Consider the following 18616-nt stretch of genomic DNA (forward strand, 5'->3'; position numbering starts at 1 on the left):
TAACACAGAAAAGGAGTTCACCATGTCTGTATCTTTGAGTGATAAAGCAGCTGTCGAAAAGGCTTCAACAGAAAACCAACAACAAAGCGAAAAACCCGAAATCAAACCAGCTAGCGCACCTGCAATCGGTGGTGCTGGTCTACGTGGGCAGAGTGCGGGAACCACGGCGCTATGTACGGTAGGCCAGTCAGGAACGGGTTTGACCTACCGTGGCTATGACATAACCGACCTTGCTAATCATGCTCAGTTCGAAGAAGTGGCGCATCTGTTACTAAGAGGTCATTTGCCCAGTGAAAAAGAGTTAGACGATTACAAAACGTTGTTGATTGGTTTGCGCGGCTTGCCTCAACCTTTGAAAGCAGCACTAGAGCTTATCCCTGTAGACGCTCATCCAATGGATGTGATGAGAACGGGTTGTTCAATGCTAGGTAATCTAGAGCAAGAGTCAGATTTTTCTGAGCAACTGTCTGCGACTGAACGAATGCTCGCGCTTTTCCCTGCGATTATTTGTTACTGGTATCGCTTTAGCCATGATGGCGTGCGCATTGATACGGAAGATCAAAGCGAAGCATGTTTGGGTGGCTATTTCTTGAAGATGTTGACTGACAAAACGCCTAGTGAACTTCATAAGAAGGTGATGCACTGCTCGCTAACCCTTTACGCGGAACATGAGTTTAATGCCTCTACCTTTGCCGCTCGTGTTTGTGCGTCAACACTGTCGGATATTCATTCTTGTGTAACGGCTGCGATTGGCACACTAAGAGGCCCACTGCACGGTGGTGCGAATGAAGCGGCAATGGAAATGATCCAAGATTGGCAAACCGCCGATGAAGCCGAAACCAACATCATGCAGATGCTTGCTAACAAAGACAAAATAATGGGCTTCGGTCATGCTATTTATCGTGAAAGCGATCCTCGAAATGCCTTAATCAAGCGTTGGTCAAAAGAGCTTGCTCAAGAGGTGGGAGATGAACAGCTTTACGCCGTTTCAGAGCGTGTTGAAGCAGTCATGAAGCGTGAGAAAGGCTTGTTCTGTAATGCGGATTTCTTCCATGCCTCTGCCTATCACTTCATGGACATCCCAACCAAACTGTTCACGCCAATCTTTGTGATGAGTCGCCTTACAGGCTGGACAGCACACGTGTTCGAGCAAAGAGAAAATAATCGCATCATTCGCCCAAGTGCAGACTACACCGGGCCAGAGCATCAAGACTGGCTGCCAATCCATTTACGTTAGTTCTCTATATCGAGCCGACTTATATCTCGAGGTGACTTTTATCTTCATGTGATAAGACCTCGAGAACCAACGAATAGAATTTAACAGATAATGGTGGATGTATGTCTGATGTGAAATTTGAACCAAAGCAGTACCGTAAGCCTTTACCCGGTACCCATTTAGAATATTTCGACGCTCGTGAAGCGGTAGATGCGATATCTCCGAGCAGCTATAAAACCTTGCCTTATACGTCGAGAGTGCTGGCGGAACAATTGGTAAGACGTTGTGATCCAGCTGCACTTGAAGATAGCTTAAAACAGATCATCGAGCGTAAGAGCGACTTAGATTTTCCTTGGTATCCAGCACGTGTCGTGTGTCATGACATTTTGGGTCAAACCGCTTTAGTAGATTTAGCTGGCTTACGAGATGCGATTGCTGACCAAGGTGGAGACCCTGCCAAGGTTAATCCAGTGGTAGAAACTCAACTGATTGTTGATCACTCTTTAGCCGTGGAACATGCAGGTTTTGATAGCGAAGCCTTTGATAAAAACCGAGCGATTGAAGAGCGAAGAAACGAAGACCGTTTTCACTTTATCGAATGGTGTAAAACCGCGTTTAAAAACGTGAGTGTGATTCCCGCAGGTAACGGGATCATGCACCAGATTAACTTGGAAAAAATGTCTCCAGTCATTCAATCTAAAGAAGGCATCGCGTTTCCGGATACTTGTGTCGGCACAGACAGCCATACACCGCACGTAGATGCGCTGGGCGTTATTGCGATCGGTGTGGGCGGCTTGGAAGCTGAGACAGTGATGCTCGGTCGCCCGTCAATGATGCGTTTGCCTGATATTGTGGGCGTTAAACTGACTGGTCAACGACAAGAAGGGATAACCGCAACGGATATTGTGCTCGCAATAACGGAGTTCCTTCGCAATGAGAGAGTGGTTTCAAGCTATTTGGAATTCTTCGGTGAAGGCGCGCGTGCACTGACCATTGGTGACCGTGCGACTATATCTAACATGACGCCAGAATACGGCGCGACTGCGGGTATGTTCTATATCGATGAACAGACCATTCAATACCTAAAACTCACTGGCCGTGAGCCTGAGCAGGTTGAACTAGTCGAACGCTATGCCAAGCAAACCGGACTTTGGGCTGATGACTTAGATTCCGCTCAATACGAACGTGTGCTTGAGTTTGATTTGTCTAAAGTTGAGCGTAACCTTGCGGGGCCTTCAAATCCTCATCGCCGTTTGCCAACCAGAGAGCTGGCTGAACAAGGTATCAGTCAAGCATCTTGGAAAGAGCAGCATGCTAAGCAGTACAGCGATGATCAGATGCCCGATGGTGCCGTAATCATTGCGGCAATTACTTCTTGTACTAACACCAGTAACCCAAGAAACGTGGTCGCCGCGGCATTGGTTGCTAAGAAAGCCAATCAGCTTGGATTAGTTCGCAAGCCGTGGGTGAAAACATCATTTGCGCCGGGCTCTAAAGTTGCCAAGCTCTATCTTGAGTCGGCAGGTTTGCTACCTGAGCTGGAAAAGCTAGGCTTCGGTATCGTCGGCTATGCGTGTACTACCTGTAATGGTATGAGCGGAGCCCTAGATCCTGCTATCCAACAAGAGATCATCGACCGCGACCTGTATTCAACCGCTGTGTTGTCAGGGAATCGAAACTTTGATGGTCGAATCCATCCCTATGCCAAACAAGCGTATTTAGCCTCACCGCCATTGGTGGTTGCTTACGCGTTGGCTGGCACGATTCGCTTTGATATCGAGAAAGACAGCTTAGGCACCGACAACAATGGTAAGCCAATCTACTTAAGTGATTTATGGCCGAGTGATGCCGAGATCGATGCTGTTGTCGGTGAGCACGTTAAGCCTCAGCAATTCCAACAGATCTACGTAAAAATGTTCCAGCCAGACGAGGAGCAGGTGACGACTGAACCGCTTTATGACTGGCGACCTCAAAGTACTTATATCCGAAGACCACCTTATTGGGAAGGTGCTCTTGCGGGAGAACGAAGCCTATCTGGTATGAGACCTTTAGCGATTCTGGGTGACAATATCACTACAGATCACTTATCCCCTTCAAATGCGATTCTCGCTTCGAGCGCTGCGGGGGAATATCTCACCAAAATGGAAGTGCCGGAAGAGGACTTTAACTCTTACGCGACCCATCGAGGCGATCACTTAACCGCGCAACGAGCAACATTCGCCAACCCTAAGCTGTATAACGAAATGGTTAAGGACACTGGAGAAGTTGTGCAAGGTTCACTAGCAAGAGTTGAACCAGAAGGTCAAGTTACGCGAATGTGGGAAGCGATAGAAACCTACATGAACCGTAAACAGCCTTTGATTGTCGTGGCGGGTGCCGATTATGGACAAGGTTCATCACGTGACTGGGCAGCCAAAGGGGTGCGCTTGGCGGGTGTTGAAGTGATTGTTGCCGAAGGCTTTGAACGAATCCACAGAACCAACTTAGTTGGAATGGGTGTGTTGCCTTTGCAGTTTAAAGCGGGAACCAATCGCAATACCTTAGAACTGGACGGCACCGAGCTTTACGACGTGTACGGCGACATTGAAGCAGGGTCTGATTTGGCTCTAGTCATCACTCGTAAAAACGGTGACAAGCTGGATGTTCCTGTGACCTGCCGACTAGACACGGCAGACGAAGTGAATGTGTACAGCGCTGGTGGCGTATTGCAACGTTTCGCTAAAGACTTTCTTTCACAGTAGGAGCTAGTTATGAACATCAAACAGATAAAAGTACCTGCTACCTACATGCGGGGCGGAACAAGCAAAGGCGTTTTTTTCAACTTAAGTGACTTACCTGAAGCTGCGCAAGTTGCCGGAGAAGCTCGAGACGCATTACTTCTGCGCGTGATTGGTAGTCCAGATCCTTATGGCAAACAAACCGATGGTATGGGTGGTGCAACATCCAGTACCAGTAAAACCGTGATTGTTTCGAAAAGTAGTAAAGCCGATCACGATGTTGACTACCTATTCGGCCAAGTTGCCATTGATAAGCCGTTTGTGGACTGGAGTGGTAACTGCGGCAATCTGTCTGCTGCAGTGGGCCCATTTGCTATTCATAGTGGCCTAGTCGACTCGAATCGTATTCCAGAAAACGGTGTGGTCGAGGTGCGAGTATGGCAAGTGAACATAGAGAAAACCATTATTGTTCATGTACCTATCGCTGGTGGCGAAGTTCAAGAGTTAGGTGATTTTGAACTCGACGGTGTGACTTTCCCCGCCGCTGAGATCCAAGTTGATTTCCTAGACCCCGCCGATGCGAGTGGCTCTATGTTCCCAACAGGGAATGTTGTCGATTTTTTAGATGTTCCCGATCTGGGTTGCATCAAAGCGACATACATTAATGCTGGGATACCCACCATTTTTGTTGATGCTGAATCGGTTGGCTACCAAGGCACTGAACTTCAATCAGATATCAATAGTGATACCAAAGCCTTGGCTCTGTTTGAATCCATACGAGCACATGGTGCAGTAGCAATGGGTCTTATTGATTCTTTAGAACAAGCTGAATCACGTCAACATACACCTAAAGTCGCGTTTGTTGCTAAGCCTCAAGCGTACCAAGCTTCCAGTGGTAAATCGGTTGCTGTCGAAGATACTGACCTTCTGGTGCGTGCTTTGTCTATGGGGCAACTGCACCATGCCATGATGGGTACGGCTGCGGTTGCTATTGCTTCAGCGGCAAGTGTTCCTGGCACCTTAGTGAACTTGGCAGCCGGTGAGGGAAGTCGTGATTTCGTGACCTTTGGACACCCGTCAGGAACCTTAAAGGTAGGTGCGAAAGCGCTGCAGGCCGAAAGTGGGTGGAAAATAGAGAGGGCGGTTATGAGTCGTAGTGCCCGAGTGATCATGGAAGGTGCCATTCGTGTGTCTTTTCCCAAGTAAAGCGATTGTCGTGAACGGTTAAATGTTCACGAATACAACGCTGAGAAAAGAGTGCACCCAAGTGAAACTGTTAAAAGCTAGTCGCTTGGACTAATGGATAAATCATGGAGGAGGCACTATGTCTGCTACGAATCGAATGACTAGAAAAACAGATTACATCACCGAGTATCAATGGGCGAGGGAAGACCCAAATTCGTTTTGGGAAACACAATCACAAGCGATAGATTGGTTTGAACCACCAAAAACGATATTACAAACTGACGATAACGGAATTGAGCGTTGGTTTCCTGATGGGGTGATGAACACCTGCTGGCTCGCGCTGGATTATCATTGTGAAAATGGGCGAGGTGACAATACCGCACTGATTTACGACTCTCCAGTTACCGGATCTCAATCCTCGTACACTTACAATCAATTGCGTAACCAAGTGGCTAAAGTCGCTGGGATGTTAGCCACGCAAGGCGTTACCAAAGGTGATCGTGTGGTGATCTACATGCCAATGATTCCTGAAGCGGCAATGGCAATGTTGGCTTGTGCTCGACTGGGAGCGGTTCACTCGGTTGTGTTTGGCGGATTCGCTCCTCATGAGCTTGCCGTTCGAATTGAGGATGCCGAGCCGAAGGTGTTGATTACTGCATCTTGTGGTGTTGAGATTAACAAGGTGCTGCCATATAAACCGATGGTCGATCGCGCAATCATGGACAGCCGCTGGAAGCCTGAAAAAGTGGTGGTATTCCAAAGAGAGCAGTCACTAGCCGAATTGAACAACGAACGCGATGTACTCTGGCAACAAGCCGTTGAGGATGCCTTGCCACATGTGTGTGTACCTGTTCTTGCAACAGACCCACTATATATACTGTATACCTCTGGAACGACAGGCAAACCAAAAGGGGTTGTACGTGATAATGGTGGTCATGCGGTTGCGTTGAAATACTCGATGAGCACTATCTACGATATGCCGCAAGACGGTGTGTTTTGGGCTGCTTCTGATGTCGGTTGGGTCGTTGGGCATTCCTATATTGTGTATGCGCCATTGATTCATGGTTGTACGACCATTTTGTTTGAAGGTAAGCCAGTACGAACGCCAGATCCCGGTGCATTCTGGCGTGTGTGTGAAGAGTACAACGTCGATGTGTTATTTTCTGCGCCAACGGCATTTAGAGCTATCAAGAAAGAAGATCCTGAAGGCGAGTTACTCACCAAGTATGACTTATCATCGCTCAAGTCGATTTTTATGGCGGGAGAGCGTTTGGACCCGCCAACATTGGATTGGGTTGAGTCTCATACCAATAAACCGGTTATTGACCACTGGTGGCAAACCGAAACGGGTTGGGCTATTTCTGCCAATCCGACAGGGCTGGAATCTTTGCCAGTGAAAGCAGGTTCTTCAACTAAGCCTGTGCCCGGTTACCAAGTCGAGATTCTTAATGAATTGGGTGAAACGGCACAGCCTAATCAGCAAGGCTTTGTTGCACTCAAACGTCCACTACCACCCGGTTGTCTGCCAACGGTTTGGCGTAATCATGATCGATTTGAATCTGGCTATCTGAGCCAATTCCCAGGCTATTATGTTTCTGGGGACGGTGGCTATCTCGATGAAGATGGGTATCTATTTATTATGGGCCGTATCGACGATGTGATAAACGTAGCGGGACACCGTCTGTCGACTGGAGAAATGGAAGAGATCGTGGGTGGCCACCCTGCCATTGCTGAATGCGCGGTAGTCGGTATTCACGATGACTTAAAAGGACAACTTCCATTAGGTCTAGTTGTGTTAAAAGATGGCGTAAAAGTTGATGGCATTGAGTTACAAGCGGAGTTGGTTGGCAAGGTTCGCAATGAGATTGGCGCGGTCGCGTGTTTTAAGCAAGCCTTGGTTGTTGAGAGATTACCTAAGACGCGCTCCGGTAAGATTTTGCGCAGAACCATACGACAGATCGCAGAAGGTGAACAATATGTGGTGCCTTCGACGATTGACGACCCTACCAGCTTAACTGAAATTGCTGAAAAGCTCGGTAAATAGACGTCGCAGTTTAGGTAATCTCACCTTCGGCTTGTTGATTAATGCATAACCCAGCGTGATGGTTTACCTAAACGCTACTTTATTCATCCGCTTATCCATTGCGTTTACTATGACCTCATTATGAACCCCACATATTGAGGTCTTTTTTATGCGAGCTTACTTTTTGCTGATTGCTTTACTGGTCAGTGGTGCTGCTAGTGCCAGTATTTCAAAGGATGAAGCGAGTAGGGCGTTGTTAGAGCCATTGAGTCATCCCAAGATATTTAAATGTGTGTCCAAGACTGGCGTCGATCTCTATCAAGCGGTTTTTGATATGGGCGTGGGGTATGAAGCCGACCCGATTAACTCGAAGATGATCGTTAATTCAAGGAAAGGCCGCTACGAATATCAAATCTTAGGCGCGGTAAGATCTGAAAGAGCTGGTGAAATTGTCGTGTTAACTCGCCATGTGGGAGACGGTGTTAAAGTTGCGGCTATGATTGATGACGAAAATGGCAAGATACTGGGGATCGGCGATAAAAATCATTATCGAGATTGTGGTGTTAGGCCACCACCTAGCGTAGCAAACATGCAAAACTTTTGGTCTAAAGGCTAAGAGATATGTGAAAGGCAAGAATTATAGAGAAAGCGCGATTGAGGCGACCTTATTGGTCGCCTTTTTTGTTTGTCAGGCTAAGGCGAGCTCAAAGATATATCAATAAGCACTTATGCGATGGTTGAATGATACATAACTGAACATGATGTATCGTCTAAACGTGGCTTTATTTATTTCATTAACGGTTCTGCTTAAGATGGCTCTACTCCAAACGAAGAACTAAGCGAGACTCCTATGAAATTCACTAAACCTTTTCTTTTAGCGACACTGATTGTGACTCTTTCTGGTTGCGCATCACCAGCAATGGATAACGAAAATGAGAATGCCGCACGTAATCGTGGTGCGGTAGGTGGTGCTTTATTAGGAGCAACAGCCGGCGCTCTAACTGGAGATGCGAGTTTAGCCGTTAAGGGCGCTGCATTAGGTGGTGTGACTGGTGGTGTTGCGGGTTCAATGAAAGATACGGACGATGCAAGAAACGCACAACGAACCCAAGTTACTGCTGATGGTCTAGCGCAAGACAATCGCACTGATGCAGAAAAGCGAGTTGCGGAAGTAGAGGCGGAAATTAAGCTTATTGAACTGGAACAACAGCTTGCTGATCTCAAAGAAGAGAAAGAAGATAACGGTGCATAAAGCTGAAGCTACAGCAAAAGCCACAGCAAAAACCATAGCTTCGATATTCGTTTAATTCAAAATCATTCAAACAGAATGGCCACGTAATGTGGCCGTTTTTGTATCTAAAATACACACTTCAAACAATGAATTAATTCAATAACTTGTATAGATACTCACGCCAAGTAAACTAGACTCAGTTTAGATATTAATTTGGTTTGAGAAGCGCAATAGTCATGAATGTCACCTTAAGGGCCGCAAAGCACGCGGATTTAGAACAACTTAACGAGTTAATGTTCGATCTCCACCATCACCACCACCTTGCTAGCCCAGAGCACTTTAAAACGGCAGAAGAGATTGAGCAGGAAAAAAGCATTGCACGATACTTGGATGACCCTGAATGTTTGGTTTATGTGGCATTAAAAGGTGAGCTCATTGTTGGCTTTATCTCTGGGCATTTTTGTGAGCTTATCTCAACGGTCAGCAAACCAGTGCCGATGGGAAGTGTCGATGAACTGTTTGTCTTGCCTGATTATCGAAAAGAATCGATTGCTGAAAAGTTGTTTAACAAAGTTGAAAGTACTTTTGATGATTATGGGGTTGAACAAGTCTTTGTAGAAGTTTGGGACTTTAACTCGCCTGCCAAGGACTTCTATCAAAAAATGGGGTTCACACCTCACATTCAATGGATGAGGAAGGCTTTGCACAAAACGTAGACAGCGATTTTGTGTGGCTTTGATTACAATAGTTCAACTGCAAAAGCAGTCTTCAATATTCTTCTATTATTTTTTAGGTAAACTCGTTGGTTATTCGATATTTATTAGTTTTCATACTGTCTCTTTTGAGTACTACTTCCGCTTGGGCAAACGACACTTTGCCCGATCATATCGCGGGCGCCTTGTGTGTAGTACGTGCTGATAACCAAATCGTGTTGGTTGATGAGTTGATCACAGGTCAATTGTCTCTACCGGGAGGCACTGTTGTTTCAGGTGAGCCGCCAGCCGTCGCGGCGCAACGTGAAACGTGGGAAGAGGCTGGTTTGTCGGTAACGGTCGGTGATGTGCTAGGTTATACCGACAGTGCCGTCGTGTTTGATTGTATTTCTGACTCTGAAGTGATCAGTTACAAGGCTCGAAATGAGTTAGGTGGCTTTGAGCTGCCGATTTGGTTTGCTCCTCATTATGGCGTGGAAGTCAGCCGAGCGATGTTACTTCCTCCTACTGAATTGCAAGATCACCAATACCGCTACCCAGAACAGTGGTCTGAGATTAACGAGCTGTTTTTATCTGCGACAGATCAACCGGTGACGTATGTGACTGAGCTGGTGGGCGCGGCACCCAAAGTCCATCAAGTTGAATTAAATTGGATTGTGTCACTTCAAAACACGTTCGATAAGATGCCAAGCGTATTTGCGAATACTGTGCTTTTGACTGACTTGTTGGCCAAGCCATGGGTCTTCATTGTGATATTGCCGTTAATTGCTTGGTACTTTGGCCGTAACTTCGCGTTGAAGTTTGGCTTCACTTTGATCTCGGTGACACTACTTACTTTAATCGCGCACCAAGGTTTTGGTTTTCCACGTCCACACGCTTACTTGCCAACATTGAAACTGGTGATGAGCAGTGGGTATAGTTTTCCAAGTCTGTTGGCTGCCTTGTGGGTCAGTTTAACCTTGTTAGTCTTTTGGAAACTAAAGCGCCTCTTGGAGCAAAAAGCCATTCTGGTAGTGCTCGCTGGCCTGCTGTGGATCATGCTATTTAAGTCTTATTCAGGTAGTGCGTTTTTTAGTGATGTATTAATGGGTGGCGTATTAGGCGCTTTAACGACGTGGCATATCGTGAGATTAGACGCGAAACCGGATGTTGATATTAGCGCCTTATTGAGTTCTAAAGGTGTTTGGTGGGCATTGTGCTTACTGTCGATTGTTCTGACGGTGATATGGCCACTGCCAACATTCTCATTCTGGGTGGCGATTTTGATGACGATTGCATGCCTAGTGACGTTAACAGACTCGAAACCTTTGGTTGGTCAGTTCTCATTCAAGATCGTTCTTGGAGTGATGGCGATGTTGTTAGCGGGAAATCTGCTGATTAGCTGGGCTGGAAGCTTTGTCTCTTTCAGCGGTATTGCTTCATTTATTGTTGAAACGTTACGTTTCCCAATCTTGATTCTGTTTGGTGTGGTGGCATTTCGTCTGCCATGGAAAAGAGAGTAAGCGACTCGACTAACACAAAATCAAAAAGGCTGTGCAGTGCACAGCCTTTGTCATTTCTGAAACAAGCAAAAAGTAATTCTTATTAGAACCTGTTGAGCGTTTATGAGTTGAAGATAAACTTCTCAATCGCGACCGCTACACCATGGTCGTCGTTGCTAGCTGTGATGTGATCCGCCAGTTTCTTGGTTTCTTCCATTGCGTTTTCCATTGCAATGCCAAGGCCTGCGTATTCAAGCATATGGTGATCGTTTTCAGCATCACCCATGCAGATGACTTCTTCCGCTTTAATGCCTAAGTGTTTCGCTATCGCTTCAATACCGACACCCTTGTTTGATTTCGGGTTTAGGAACTCTAAGAAGAATGGTGCACTTTGTACGATAGTAAACTGAGTCTTAAGCTCTTGTGGCAACTTACCGATGATTTCAGTCAGCTTGCTTGGTTCAGCGACAATCATAGTTTTGATGATTTCGTGGTCATCTTCTAGTTGAGAAAAGTCGAACTCGGTTATATCTAAGCAATTAATACGCGCTTCAATACCAGTGTACTCATTGTTCTCAGGTGTGATTAAGCCGTGGATCTTGCTGAAAGCATGGACATAACCACCAAGCTGTTGAGCGAGGGCAGCAATCTCTTTTGCGGCTTTGCCGTTGCTGATCTCACTGTGAATGATCTCTTTTGTCGATACGTTCTGAACCATAGAGCCGTTGTAGAAGAGTACAAAGTCATCTTCGCCGTCAATCGAAAGCTCATCTAATTTGCTTTGCATGCCTTCTAAAGGGCGACCAGAAGCGAGAACTACTTTCACACCTGCAGCTCGTGCTTTGGCGATTGCGTCTTTGTTCTCTTGAGAAATCACTTTTTCACTGTTGAGTAGTGTGCCATCCATATCAAGAGCAATCAGTTTGTACATGTTGTTCCTTACTAAAAAATTAAAAGCTAACGAAATCTATGGGCGAAAGGATAAGGGAACTTGAAAGTTCAGGCTAGGGCTTTGATCAACTCATTTATCAGTACTCATTTGTTTGACCAAAAGGGGGAAGTGCTTTAAGGTCTGCGGTTGATTAATTTCATCAAATGATTGAGCTGAGGGAAAGTTGTACAAGATTAATGAAATGTTTGAAACCATTCAGGGTGAGGGCGTGTTTACTGGCGTTCCCGCTGTTTTTGTTCGTCTGCAAATTTGCCCAGTGGGCTGTTCTTGGTGTGATACCAAGCAGACCTGGGAAGCGTTGCCAGAAGAGGAAACCAGCCTTGGCGATATTATGGTTAAGACAGAAGATTCACCTACTTGGTCAGCAATCGATGCTCAAGGAATCGTGAATGAATATATCAAGCAAGGTTACACTGCTAAGCACATTGTGATTACTGGTGGTGAGCCATGCATTTATGATCTTGTTCCTCTTACTGAAGCGTTTGAGCAGCACGGTTGTCGCTGTCAGATTGAGACTAGCGGAACATCAGAAGTTAAAGCCACACCGGACACTTGGGTTACGGTGTCACCGAAAGTGGCGATGAAAGCGAAACTGGAAATCTTAGATAGCGCCTTGCAACGTGCTAACGAAATTAAGCATCCAGTAGGTACAAGCAAAGACATCGAACAACTTGACGGTTTATTGGAGCGAGCAGCAGTTCCTAACGACACTGTTATCGCTCTGCAACCAATCAGCCAAAAAGACCGCGCTACTCAGCTTTGTATTGATACCTGCATTGAGCGCAATTGGCGCTTATCAATACAAACTCACAAATATTTGAGCATCGCATAGGTTGTATTTTTACTGGGCAAGATAAGTCGCTAGTAGAAGGTTCTCGTAAGGATTTAAGATGAAAAAAGCAGTGGTAGTATTCAGTGGTGGTCAAGACTCAACAACGTGTCTTGTTCAAGCATTAAAAGAGTATGATGAAGTTCATGCGATTACGTTTGATTATGGTCAGCGCCATAGACTCGAGATTGAAGTTGCTGAGTCATTGTCGAAAGAGCTTGGTGTGAAAGCGCACAAAGTGATGGATGTGACTCTGTTGAATGAACTGGCTATCAGCTCTTTGACTCGTGACGATATTCCTGTGTCTCATGAGCTGCAAGAGAATGGGCTGCCGAATTCATTCGTTCCTGGTCGTAATATTCTATTTCTGACTCTAGCGGGTATTTACGCTTACCAAATCGGTGCTGAAACCGTGATTACAGGTGTGTGTGAAACAGACTTTTCTGGTTACCCTGATTGTCGTAATGACTTTGTGAAGGCGATGAACTCTGCACTTGTACAAGGTATGGACAAGCAGCTTGATATCAAAACACCGCTAATGTGGTTAAACAAGGCTGAGACATGGGCGCTAGCAGACCAGTACTCAGCACTTGAACTTGTTAGAAACAAAACACTGACTTGTTACAACGGCATTGTTGGTGATGGCTGTGGCGATTGTCCGGCATGTGAACTGCGTAAAGTTGGCCTTAACGATTACCTCGGTGATCGCGAAAGCATCATGGCTGAGTTGGTTCGCAAACAGGCTGAGAATAAATAATTTCAGGTAAATCAATCGGTTCGTTATATGCATCAATAATGCAGTTTCGGCCGTTGCTTTTGGCTTGATAGAGTGCTTGGTCGAGCACTGAATACAAGTCATCAAAGTCACTTAATGCGTTTGAGGTTGCTAGATAAGCAAAACTCGCGGTCACATTAAGTGACTTTTTGCTTTCTGATAAAAAGACAGTGCTTGAAATGGCGTAGTGCAACTCTTCAACGCGTTCTCGTACCTCTGCTGGTGGGGTATCGGTTAACATGATGACAAATTCTTCACCCCCTAAGCGACCAAACAATTCACCATTCACTAAGTGTTTTCTAATTTGATCACTAATATGGACCAGTGCCCGATCACCAGTAGGGTGCCCATGCTCATCATTAATCTTCTTAAACTTATCTAGATCGAGCAGCACGAGCACATGCTGTTTGTCCGTCCCTTTACAGCGTTTCACTCTTTTGATTCTTCGAATTATCTCAGTTCGGCTATATGCTTTCGTTAAGCCATCAATTGCTGCTTTTGCGCGAACCGTTTTGTTTATCAATACCGTGAAGCTTGCAGCGCAAAGCAACAGAATAACAACGATGTTGTACATCCATCTTTGATGTTCCATTTTTTCAATTTGAACGCGGTCAAGTTTCGTCTGATGTGTCAGGAAAGAGCTTTCTAGTTCTTGTTCATATTTGGCGTGCGTCAGGCCGAGCGCTTCGAGTGCGAGTCGATTGTCGATATCTCTAGCTTCCATTTGTATTGACGAGTATCGCTGGTAGAAATAGAAAGCTTGTTGGTAATCGCTGAGTGATTGATGAATATCAGAAAGCTGAAGAAGTGACTGCGCGATGTATTTATGCCTTGTGACTTGTTCAGCTAATTCTAGCGCTTGTTGAGCATAGTTGAGTGCTTCCGTTGGCAATTTCTGTTCTTCGAACATATCGCTGATTGCCAAGTAAGCATTGATGCGAATGACATCATTGCTCAGTTCGCTCGAAGCTGAAAGAGACTCAATTAGGTAGGTTCTCGCCACATCATAGTTTTTCGTTTGAGTGTACGCTTTTCCTAAGCCAAGACTTGTGAGTGCAATACCGTAGCTATGCGACGTTGAGCTCAGCAGTGTTCTTGCTGTCTGAAAGTGGTGAATTGCTAGTTCACTTTGCTCTTGGTTAAGGTAGAGATCCGCAAGGCTGTGATGCACTTGTGCTTTCATTAAATCTGAAGCGTTTACTCTGAGAATGAGAGCTTGCTCTAGATACTCCGCCGATTTTTCATATTGCTTTAATTCTTTGAGCAAGTTACCCACATCGTTGTAAACCCCTGAAATATCATGCCCTTGTGGAAACACGTTTATTAGTGATAGGTAGGTGTCTAGTGCAGCTTGATAGTCACTGCGGAAATGATGATTGTTCGCGATGACTCGATAAGTCCCGAATTTTGGTAATACAGGGTCAGCGATGTCATGTAAATCTGACTGAAGGGTAGAGCAGTAATAGTTCGCTTGATGGTATTTAGCTTGCTCGTTAAGCGATCGGCATAGCTGGTACTTTAGTAAGGCTTTACCAGTTAAATCACTGCGAGATTGCATTTTCGCCAAAAGTGTTAGAAAGCCTTGTTGTGCTTGTTCATATTGGCCTTTGCCGTCTTTCCTCAGAGCAGAAATAAACGCTGTTTCTATCGCTTGGTAGTCATTGTCGTTTGAAGCGATTCCGTAGAACGGCTGATCTCGGTGGCTCATGTATTGATACAGAAGAGACGCAAGGTAAAGCTTATCTCCATAAACCGTTGAGCCGATGTAGCGTGTTTGCAGCATGTTTAATGCGCGCTCAGGGGAGTGGTTTAAAGTAGAGAGATAAAGCGCGTTCCAATCAGCATTTGGAGTAGAGCTTAGATTGGAGGTATAGACTGGTGAATTGTGGTCACGATCTGATGTTGATACTTGGCTATAAGAACAAAAGCTAATGAATAGTAGAAAGGTAACAAAAACGAAGTGATTCACAAGAGACGATCAATCAGATAAAGAACGATATTCTATTATTAGTTTGATGTTGCTTCAAATTTTGAATGGTGCGACTACGTGGTTATGCGAGGTAGGTCTCTAATTTATTGATACTAATCAGAGGTATATCGGTCGCGCGAATCGTGCGACCGATATCGGAAATTAGATGTATAATTTCGCTAGGTCAGAAGGCTCAAGTTCTTTGCCTTCTAATGTTGCATTCCAGTTAGTACCAACAAGAACGCCGTCTTCAGCAAGAGTCAGTAACCAATCTTCTACAAAGATATCTAGTGGAATTTCTAATACTTCGAAGTCAGCCCACTCTTCAACGTTGTGAGTTTGAGCATCTTCTTTTGAAGACCAGAATGGCATCACTTCGCTGTTTTCGAATTCACTTGAGTCACATGCTAGCCAACCTTCTTCGTTGCGAAGGCCCCATACCAGTTTAGTTTCTTGTGTTTCAGAAACGAAAAGTTCTAGATTTGCTTGAGTATCAGCTGTTAGTTTGCTCATGGATTAATTCTCTATGTTGATAACGTGGCAAGATTAACATTATAGACGGCTTAGGTATATGCTATTCAAGGAATTATCACCATACTGAAACGTTAACTTAAGATAACGTTTCAGTATGGTAAAAGCTGGGTACGCCTACTTTTTAATTTTGGTGAAGATGTGCCATTCTTCTTTGATATTACCCTTAAATCCAACAACGGAAGCGACAACTTTTCGATTGAGCGCATGGTTGATTTTGGTTCCCTCTTCATTAGAAACGGTATCCCCGTAGCCAACGATTGTCACTCTAGATGGTTGTATACCATTACTTATTAGGGCTCGCCTTACATTTGATGCTCGTTCTTTCGATAAGTCTAAGTTGTGAGCCGCGTTTCCGACTTTACTCGCGTAGCCTTGTAGACGAATGGTTGTGCTTTCATACCGCTTTAAAAACGCGGCCATTTGACGAATTTGGCCAAGAAAAACAGGATTGATTTCTGTTGAATTGTTGGCAAATAAAATGTGAAGTTCTTTCTGTTCCGTTGACTCGAAATATGATCCACAACCGTCGTTATCGATCTCGGCACCAATTTGTGTATCGGGACATAAATCTCGCGCGTTTATTACACCGTCATTGTCATCATCTTGAAGATCGTAAATTTGAGTGACCGGCGGTAGAGCGCGATATTCGAATTCATCTTCGTTGTTTTCAGCTAAAGCATTGGCAGATACAACCATGAAGCAAAGCGATAATACTGTGTTGGTAAGCTTCATTAATATTCCACCTTTTCATTCCATTCTTCTGGGATCTCAACTCGTAAACCGATGAGTAGGTTACCAGTTGCGTTCATTACGCGATATTTTGCGTATTGCTCGTCATACTTAGCATCTAAATAGCCTTTACGAGCTTCGAATAATTCATTCTCAGTGTTAAGTAAGTCGAGAAGGGTACGTTTACCGATACGGTATTGTTTCTCATATGAGATTACCGTGTCTGATGCCGAGTCTACGTGGTCAGATAGGAACTCTTTTTGCTGAACCGTTAAATCAAGTGCGCTCCATGATAGACGTAGACTCTCTTCTACATTGCGGTAAGTACTTTCGCGAAGGTCCTTGGCTTTGTTGAGTTGGTAGGCTGCACTTTCTGTGCGGTCTTGATCCGAACCACCATTGTAAAGGTTGTATCTTAAACGAACCATGGCAGAAAACTCATCGCTGCTGCCTTCTGTACCACCGGCGTCATCACGCCAAGTTTGAGCGGCTTCAAAAGAAACAGTCGGGTAGTTGGTACTCTTAGATTGTTTGTATTGGAACTTCGCTGAGTCAACATCGGCTTGTGCAATCTTAATGACTGGATGCTGGTTAAACGCTTTTGCCAACGCACCATCAACGGTATAAGGAATTGCACCCGCATCTGCGCGAGGGAAAGTTAACCCTAAAGGAGATTGACCAACAAGTCTTTTAAACTGAGTATGCGTATCAAAAAGGTTGTTTTGAGCAGCAAGCAAATTCCCGTGCGCTTTCGCAATACGAGCTTCAACTTGTGACATATCTGCGGTTGAACCAATACCTGATTCCACGCGCTTACGAATATCGTTATATATCTCTTTGTGCGTCGCTAAGTTACTTTCCGAAAGAGAAAGCACTTCATAGGCTTTCACTGCATCAAGATAAACCTTTGTTACTTCTAAAGCGATGTCTTGCGCGTTAGATAGTAGTTGATAGCGCACGGACTCTGCATCAGCCGCAGTACGGTCAATATCATTGGATGTATTAGCGCCATCCCATATTAACTGAGTCAAAGTAATCGTCGCTTCTTTACGCGTCAGATCTGTTGAATTTGTATTGGTCACTAGATCGGTATGCTCATAACCAATCCCACCATCTAGATCTATACTTGGACGATAAGCACCGCCAGAAGCATCGTTAACGTAACGTTTACTTACGTACTCGTTATAAGCACTTTTAATTTCAGGATTGCTTTCCAACGTAAAAGCGACGGCTTGCTCAAGAGTTTGTGCCGCAGCTGGAAAGGTCATTGCTATAGCTAGCCCTAAGGTCGTCGTTTGAATCCTATTCAATTTGCATCTCTCCAAAATGAGTCACACCTGAGTCTTAATTTTGCACGATGATATACAAAATTCAGATGAACCGCCAAAAAAATTACGATCGCTACAACTGGCGATCGCAAATGGTTGTAAATTTGTTAACCGATCACTGTGCGTATTGTGATGTTTTAATGCACTTAGAAAACCTATTAATATGTCAATTATTTTTCGTTAGCACAATAACTTATATTAAATTTAAGAGCGCTTTAAGTATTGATGAGTGTGACCATTGTCATCATGGTGTATACGACCTTGTTAAAATGTGCATTCATAACTATGAATTATATGGTGTTAGGTGTTATATTTTACCTAATATTATAAATACAATGTCACTATTTTGACGTTTTGATTGAAAAATGAGTTTTAGGGGTTTATATGGACATGACAGTATTGAATGCGAGCGGTGCATTGGCACTTGGTCAACGCATTGTTGTTTCGGTAGATGGTACAATTAAAGTCCTAGAAGACGGCCAGCCATTACAAGCAGGGGATGTCATTCTTGAATCCCAGAGCGAAAACTCTGAATCTCCAATTTCAGTCAAGCGTTTTTCGCCTGAAGATGGCGGTGAAGTTGAACTAGACCAAGACATTGCAAATATCTTTGCGGCTTTAGAAGAAGGTCAGGATCCGACGGAGCTAGGCGAAGAATTTGCAACGGCAGCTGGTGAAAGTGGTTCAAGCCTAGTAAGTAGCGGGACTATTGAGCGCGACGGTGAAGAAACCATTCCAGGTACTGAATTTGTAACGACGGGCTTTGAAGCGCTGGGAATGTCTCGTACTCAAAGCTTGAGTCTTCTTGATGCTTTCCGTTCGGTTGACCAACCGGATAGCCTAGGCACAGACAGCGAGACCATAGTTGACACAACAGCTCCAGATGCGCCAACACTGACACTTGATACGGACTCTGGCTCAGCGGCGGATGACT

At 44.9% G+C, this 18616-nt stretch carries 15 protein-coding genes and 1 pseudogene; 11 read left to right on the top strand and 5 right to left on the bottom strand.

Annotated features, from left to right (window positions below; translation table 11 throughout):
* Positions 1-22 precede the first annotated feature (22 nt).
* From prpC to AB6E51_RS12345, 8 genes are all read left to right on the top strand, one after another.
* A complete protein-coding gene (gene prpC / locus AB6E51_RS12310; RefSeq protein ID WP_372057964.1) occupies positions 23-1237 on the top strand; it encodes a 2-methylcitrate synthase in 1215 nt (404 codons plus the stop codon).
* 101 nt (positions 1238-1338) lie between these two features.
* Positions 1339-3957 (top strand): Fe/S-dependent 2-methylisocitrate dehydratase AcnD, encoded by a 2619-nt coding sequence (gene acnD, locus AB6E51_RS12315; RefSeq protein WP_372057965.1) that lies wholly within the window; start codon positions 1339-1341, stop codon positions 3955-3957.
* 9 nt (positions 3958-3966) lie between these two features.
* On the top strand, positions 3967-5139 hold the full coding sequence (gene prpF / locus AB6E51_RS12320; RefSeq protein ID WP_372057966.1) for a 2-methylaconitate cis-trans isomerase PrpF: 1173 nt from the start codon (positions 3967-3969) through the stop codon (positions 5137-5139).
* 118 nt (positions 5140-5257) lie between these two features.
* Positions 5258-7162, top strand: a complete 1905-nt coding sequence (locus AB6E51_RS12325) for a propionyl-CoA synthetase (RefSeq protein WP_372057967.1) — start codon at positions 5258-5260, stop codon at positions 7160-7162.
* 148 nt (positions 7163-7310) lie between these two features.
* Positions 7311-7757, top strand: coding sequence for a hypothetical protein (locus tag AB6E51_RS12330; RefSeq protein WP_004733605.1), 447 nt, complete (start codon positions 7311-7313; stop codon positions 7755-7757).
* A gap of 234 nt (positions 7758-7991) precedes the next feature.
* Positions 7992-8393: a glycine zipper domain-containing protein gene (locus AB6E51_RS12335; protein ID WP_017062298.1), complete on the top strand. Its 402-nt coding sequence runs from the start codon at positions 7992-7994 to the stop codon at positions 8391-8393.
* A 215-nt stretch (positions 8394-8608) separates the two neighbouring features.
* Entirely contained in the window at positions 8609-9088 is a 480-nt protein-coding gene (locus tag AB6E51_RS12340) for a GNAT family N-acetyltransferase (protein WP_009846623.1), read from the top strand.
* An 86-nt stretch (positions 9089-9174) separates the two neighbouring features.
* Positions 9175-10587, top strand: coding sequence for an NUDIX domain-containing protein (locus tag AB6E51_RS12345; RefSeq protein ID WP_029235162.1), 1413 nt, complete (start codon positions 9175-9177; stop codon positions 10585-10587).
* A gap of 100 nt (positions 10588-10687) precedes the next feature.
* Here AB6E51_RS12345 and AB6E51_RS12350 read toward each other — a convergent pair whose 3' ends face one another.
* Positions 10688-11497, bottom strand: a complete 810-nt coding sequence (locus tag AB6E51_RS12350) for a Cof-type HAD-IIB family hydrolase (protein WP_102428957.1) — start codon at positions 11495-11497, stop codon at positions 10688-10690.
* A gap of 184 nt (positions 11498-11681) precedes the next feature.
* Between AB6E51_RS12350 and queE the strand changes: the two genes are divergently transcribed.
* On the top strand, positions 11682-12350 hold the full coding sequence (gene queE / locus AB6E51_RS12355) for a 7-carboxy-7-deazaguanine synthase QueE (protein ID WP_346762947.1): 669 nt from the start codon (positions 11682-11684) through the stop codon (positions 12348-12350).
* Positions 12351-12408: 58 nt separating this feature from the next.
* A complete protein-coding gene (queC, locus tag AB6E51_RS12360; RefSeq protein ID WP_017063822.1) occupies positions 12409-13104 on the top strand; it encodes a 7-cyano-7-deazaguanine synthase QueC in 696 nt (231 codons plus the stop codon).
* On the opposite strand, the gene AB6E51_RS12365 is transcribed toward queC, so the two are convergent.
* From AB6E51_RS12365 to AB6E51_RS12380, 4 genes are all read right to left on the bottom strand, one after another.
* Positions 13064-15091: a diguanylate cyclase gene (locus AB6E51_RS12365; RefSeq protein WP_372057968.1), complete on the bottom strand. Its 2028-nt coding sequence runs from the start codon at positions 15089-15091 to the stop codon at positions 13064-13066. The genes queC and AB6E51_RS12365 overlap by 41 nt on opposite strands.
* Before the next feature lie 162 nt (positions 15092-15253).
* The gene (locus AB6E51_RS12370) at positions 15254-15604 is read right to left on the bottom strand and encodes a DUF2750 domain-containing protein (RefSeq protein ID WP_017062305.1); all 351 of its coding nucleotides are present in this window, start codon (positions 15602-15604) and stop codon (positions 15254-15256) included.
* A gap of 135 nt (positions 15605-15739) precedes the next feature.
* The gene (locus AB6E51_RS12375; RefSeq protein ID WP_372057969.1) at positions 15740-16357 is read right to left on the bottom strand and encodes an OmpA family protein; all 618 of its coding nucleotides are present in this window, start codon (positions 16355-16357) and stop codon (positions 15740-15742) included.
* Entirely contained in the window at positions 16357-17622 is a 1266-nt protein-coding gene (locus AB6E51_RS12380) for a TolC family outer membrane protein (RefSeq protein WP_372057970.1), read from the bottom strand. Before AB6E51_RS12380 ends, AB6E51_RS12375 begins: the two co-directional genes overlap by 1 nt.
* A 444-nt stretch (positions 17623-18066) precedes the next feature.
* Here AB6E51_RS12380 and AB6E51_RS12385 point away from each other — a divergent pair.
* Positions 18067-18616: pseudogene (locus AB6E51_RS12385) on the top strand (hypothetical protein); the annotation flags it as partial.

Source organism: Vibrio sp. 10N.247.311.47 (genome assembly GCF_041467535.1).
Classification (GTDB): domain Bacteria; phylum Pseudomonadota; class Gammaproteobacteria; order Enterobacterales; family Vibrionaceae; genus Vibrio; species Vibrio crassostreae_C.

Coding starts and splice junctions, on each gene's coding strand:
- prpC (WP_372057964.1), top strand. CDS start 23: ATGTCTGTATCTTTGAGTGATAAAGCAGCTGTCGAAAAGGCTTCAACA.
- acnD (WP_372057965.1), top strand. CDS start 1,339: ATGTCTGATGTGAAATTTGAACCAAAGCAGTACCGTAAGCCTTTACCC.
- prpF (WP_372057966.1), top strand. CDS start 3,967: ATGAACATCAAACAGATAAAAGTACCTGCTACCTACATGCGGGGCGGA.
- AB6E51_RS12325 (WP_372057967.1), top strand. CDS start 5,258: ATGTCTGCTACGAATCGAATGACTAGAAAAACAGATTACATCACCGAG.
- AB6E51_RS12330 (WP_004733605.1), top strand. CDS start 7,311: ATGCGAGCTTACTTTTTGCTGATTGCTTTACTGGTCAGTGGTGCTGCT.
- AB6E51_RS12335 (WP_017062298.1), top strand. CDS start 7,992: ATGAAATTCACTAAACCTTTTCTTTTAGCGACACTGATTGTGACTCTT.
- AB6E51_RS12340 (WP_009846623.1), top strand. CDS start 8,609: ATGAATGTCACCTTAAGGGCCGCAAAGCACGCGGATTTAGAACAACTT.
- AB6E51_RS12350 (WP_102428957.1), bottom strand. CDS start 11,497: ATGTACAAACTGATTGCTCTTGATATGGATGGCACACTACTCAACAGT.
- queC (WP_017063822.1), top strand. CDS start 12,409: ATGAAAAAAGCAGTGGTAGTATTCAGTGGTGGTCAAGACTCAACAACG.
- AB6E51_RS12370 (WP_017062305.1), bottom strand. CDS start 15,604: ATGAGCAAACTAACAGCTGATACTCAAGCAAATCTAGAACTTTTCGTT.
- AB6E51_RS12375 (WP_372057969.1), bottom strand. CDS start 16,357: ATGAAGCTTACCAACACAGTATTATCGCTTTGCTTCATGGTTGTATCT.
- AB6E51_RS12380 (WP_372057970.1), bottom strand. CDS start 17,622: ATGACCTTTCCAGCTGCGGCACAAACTCTTGAGCAAGCCGTCGCTTTT.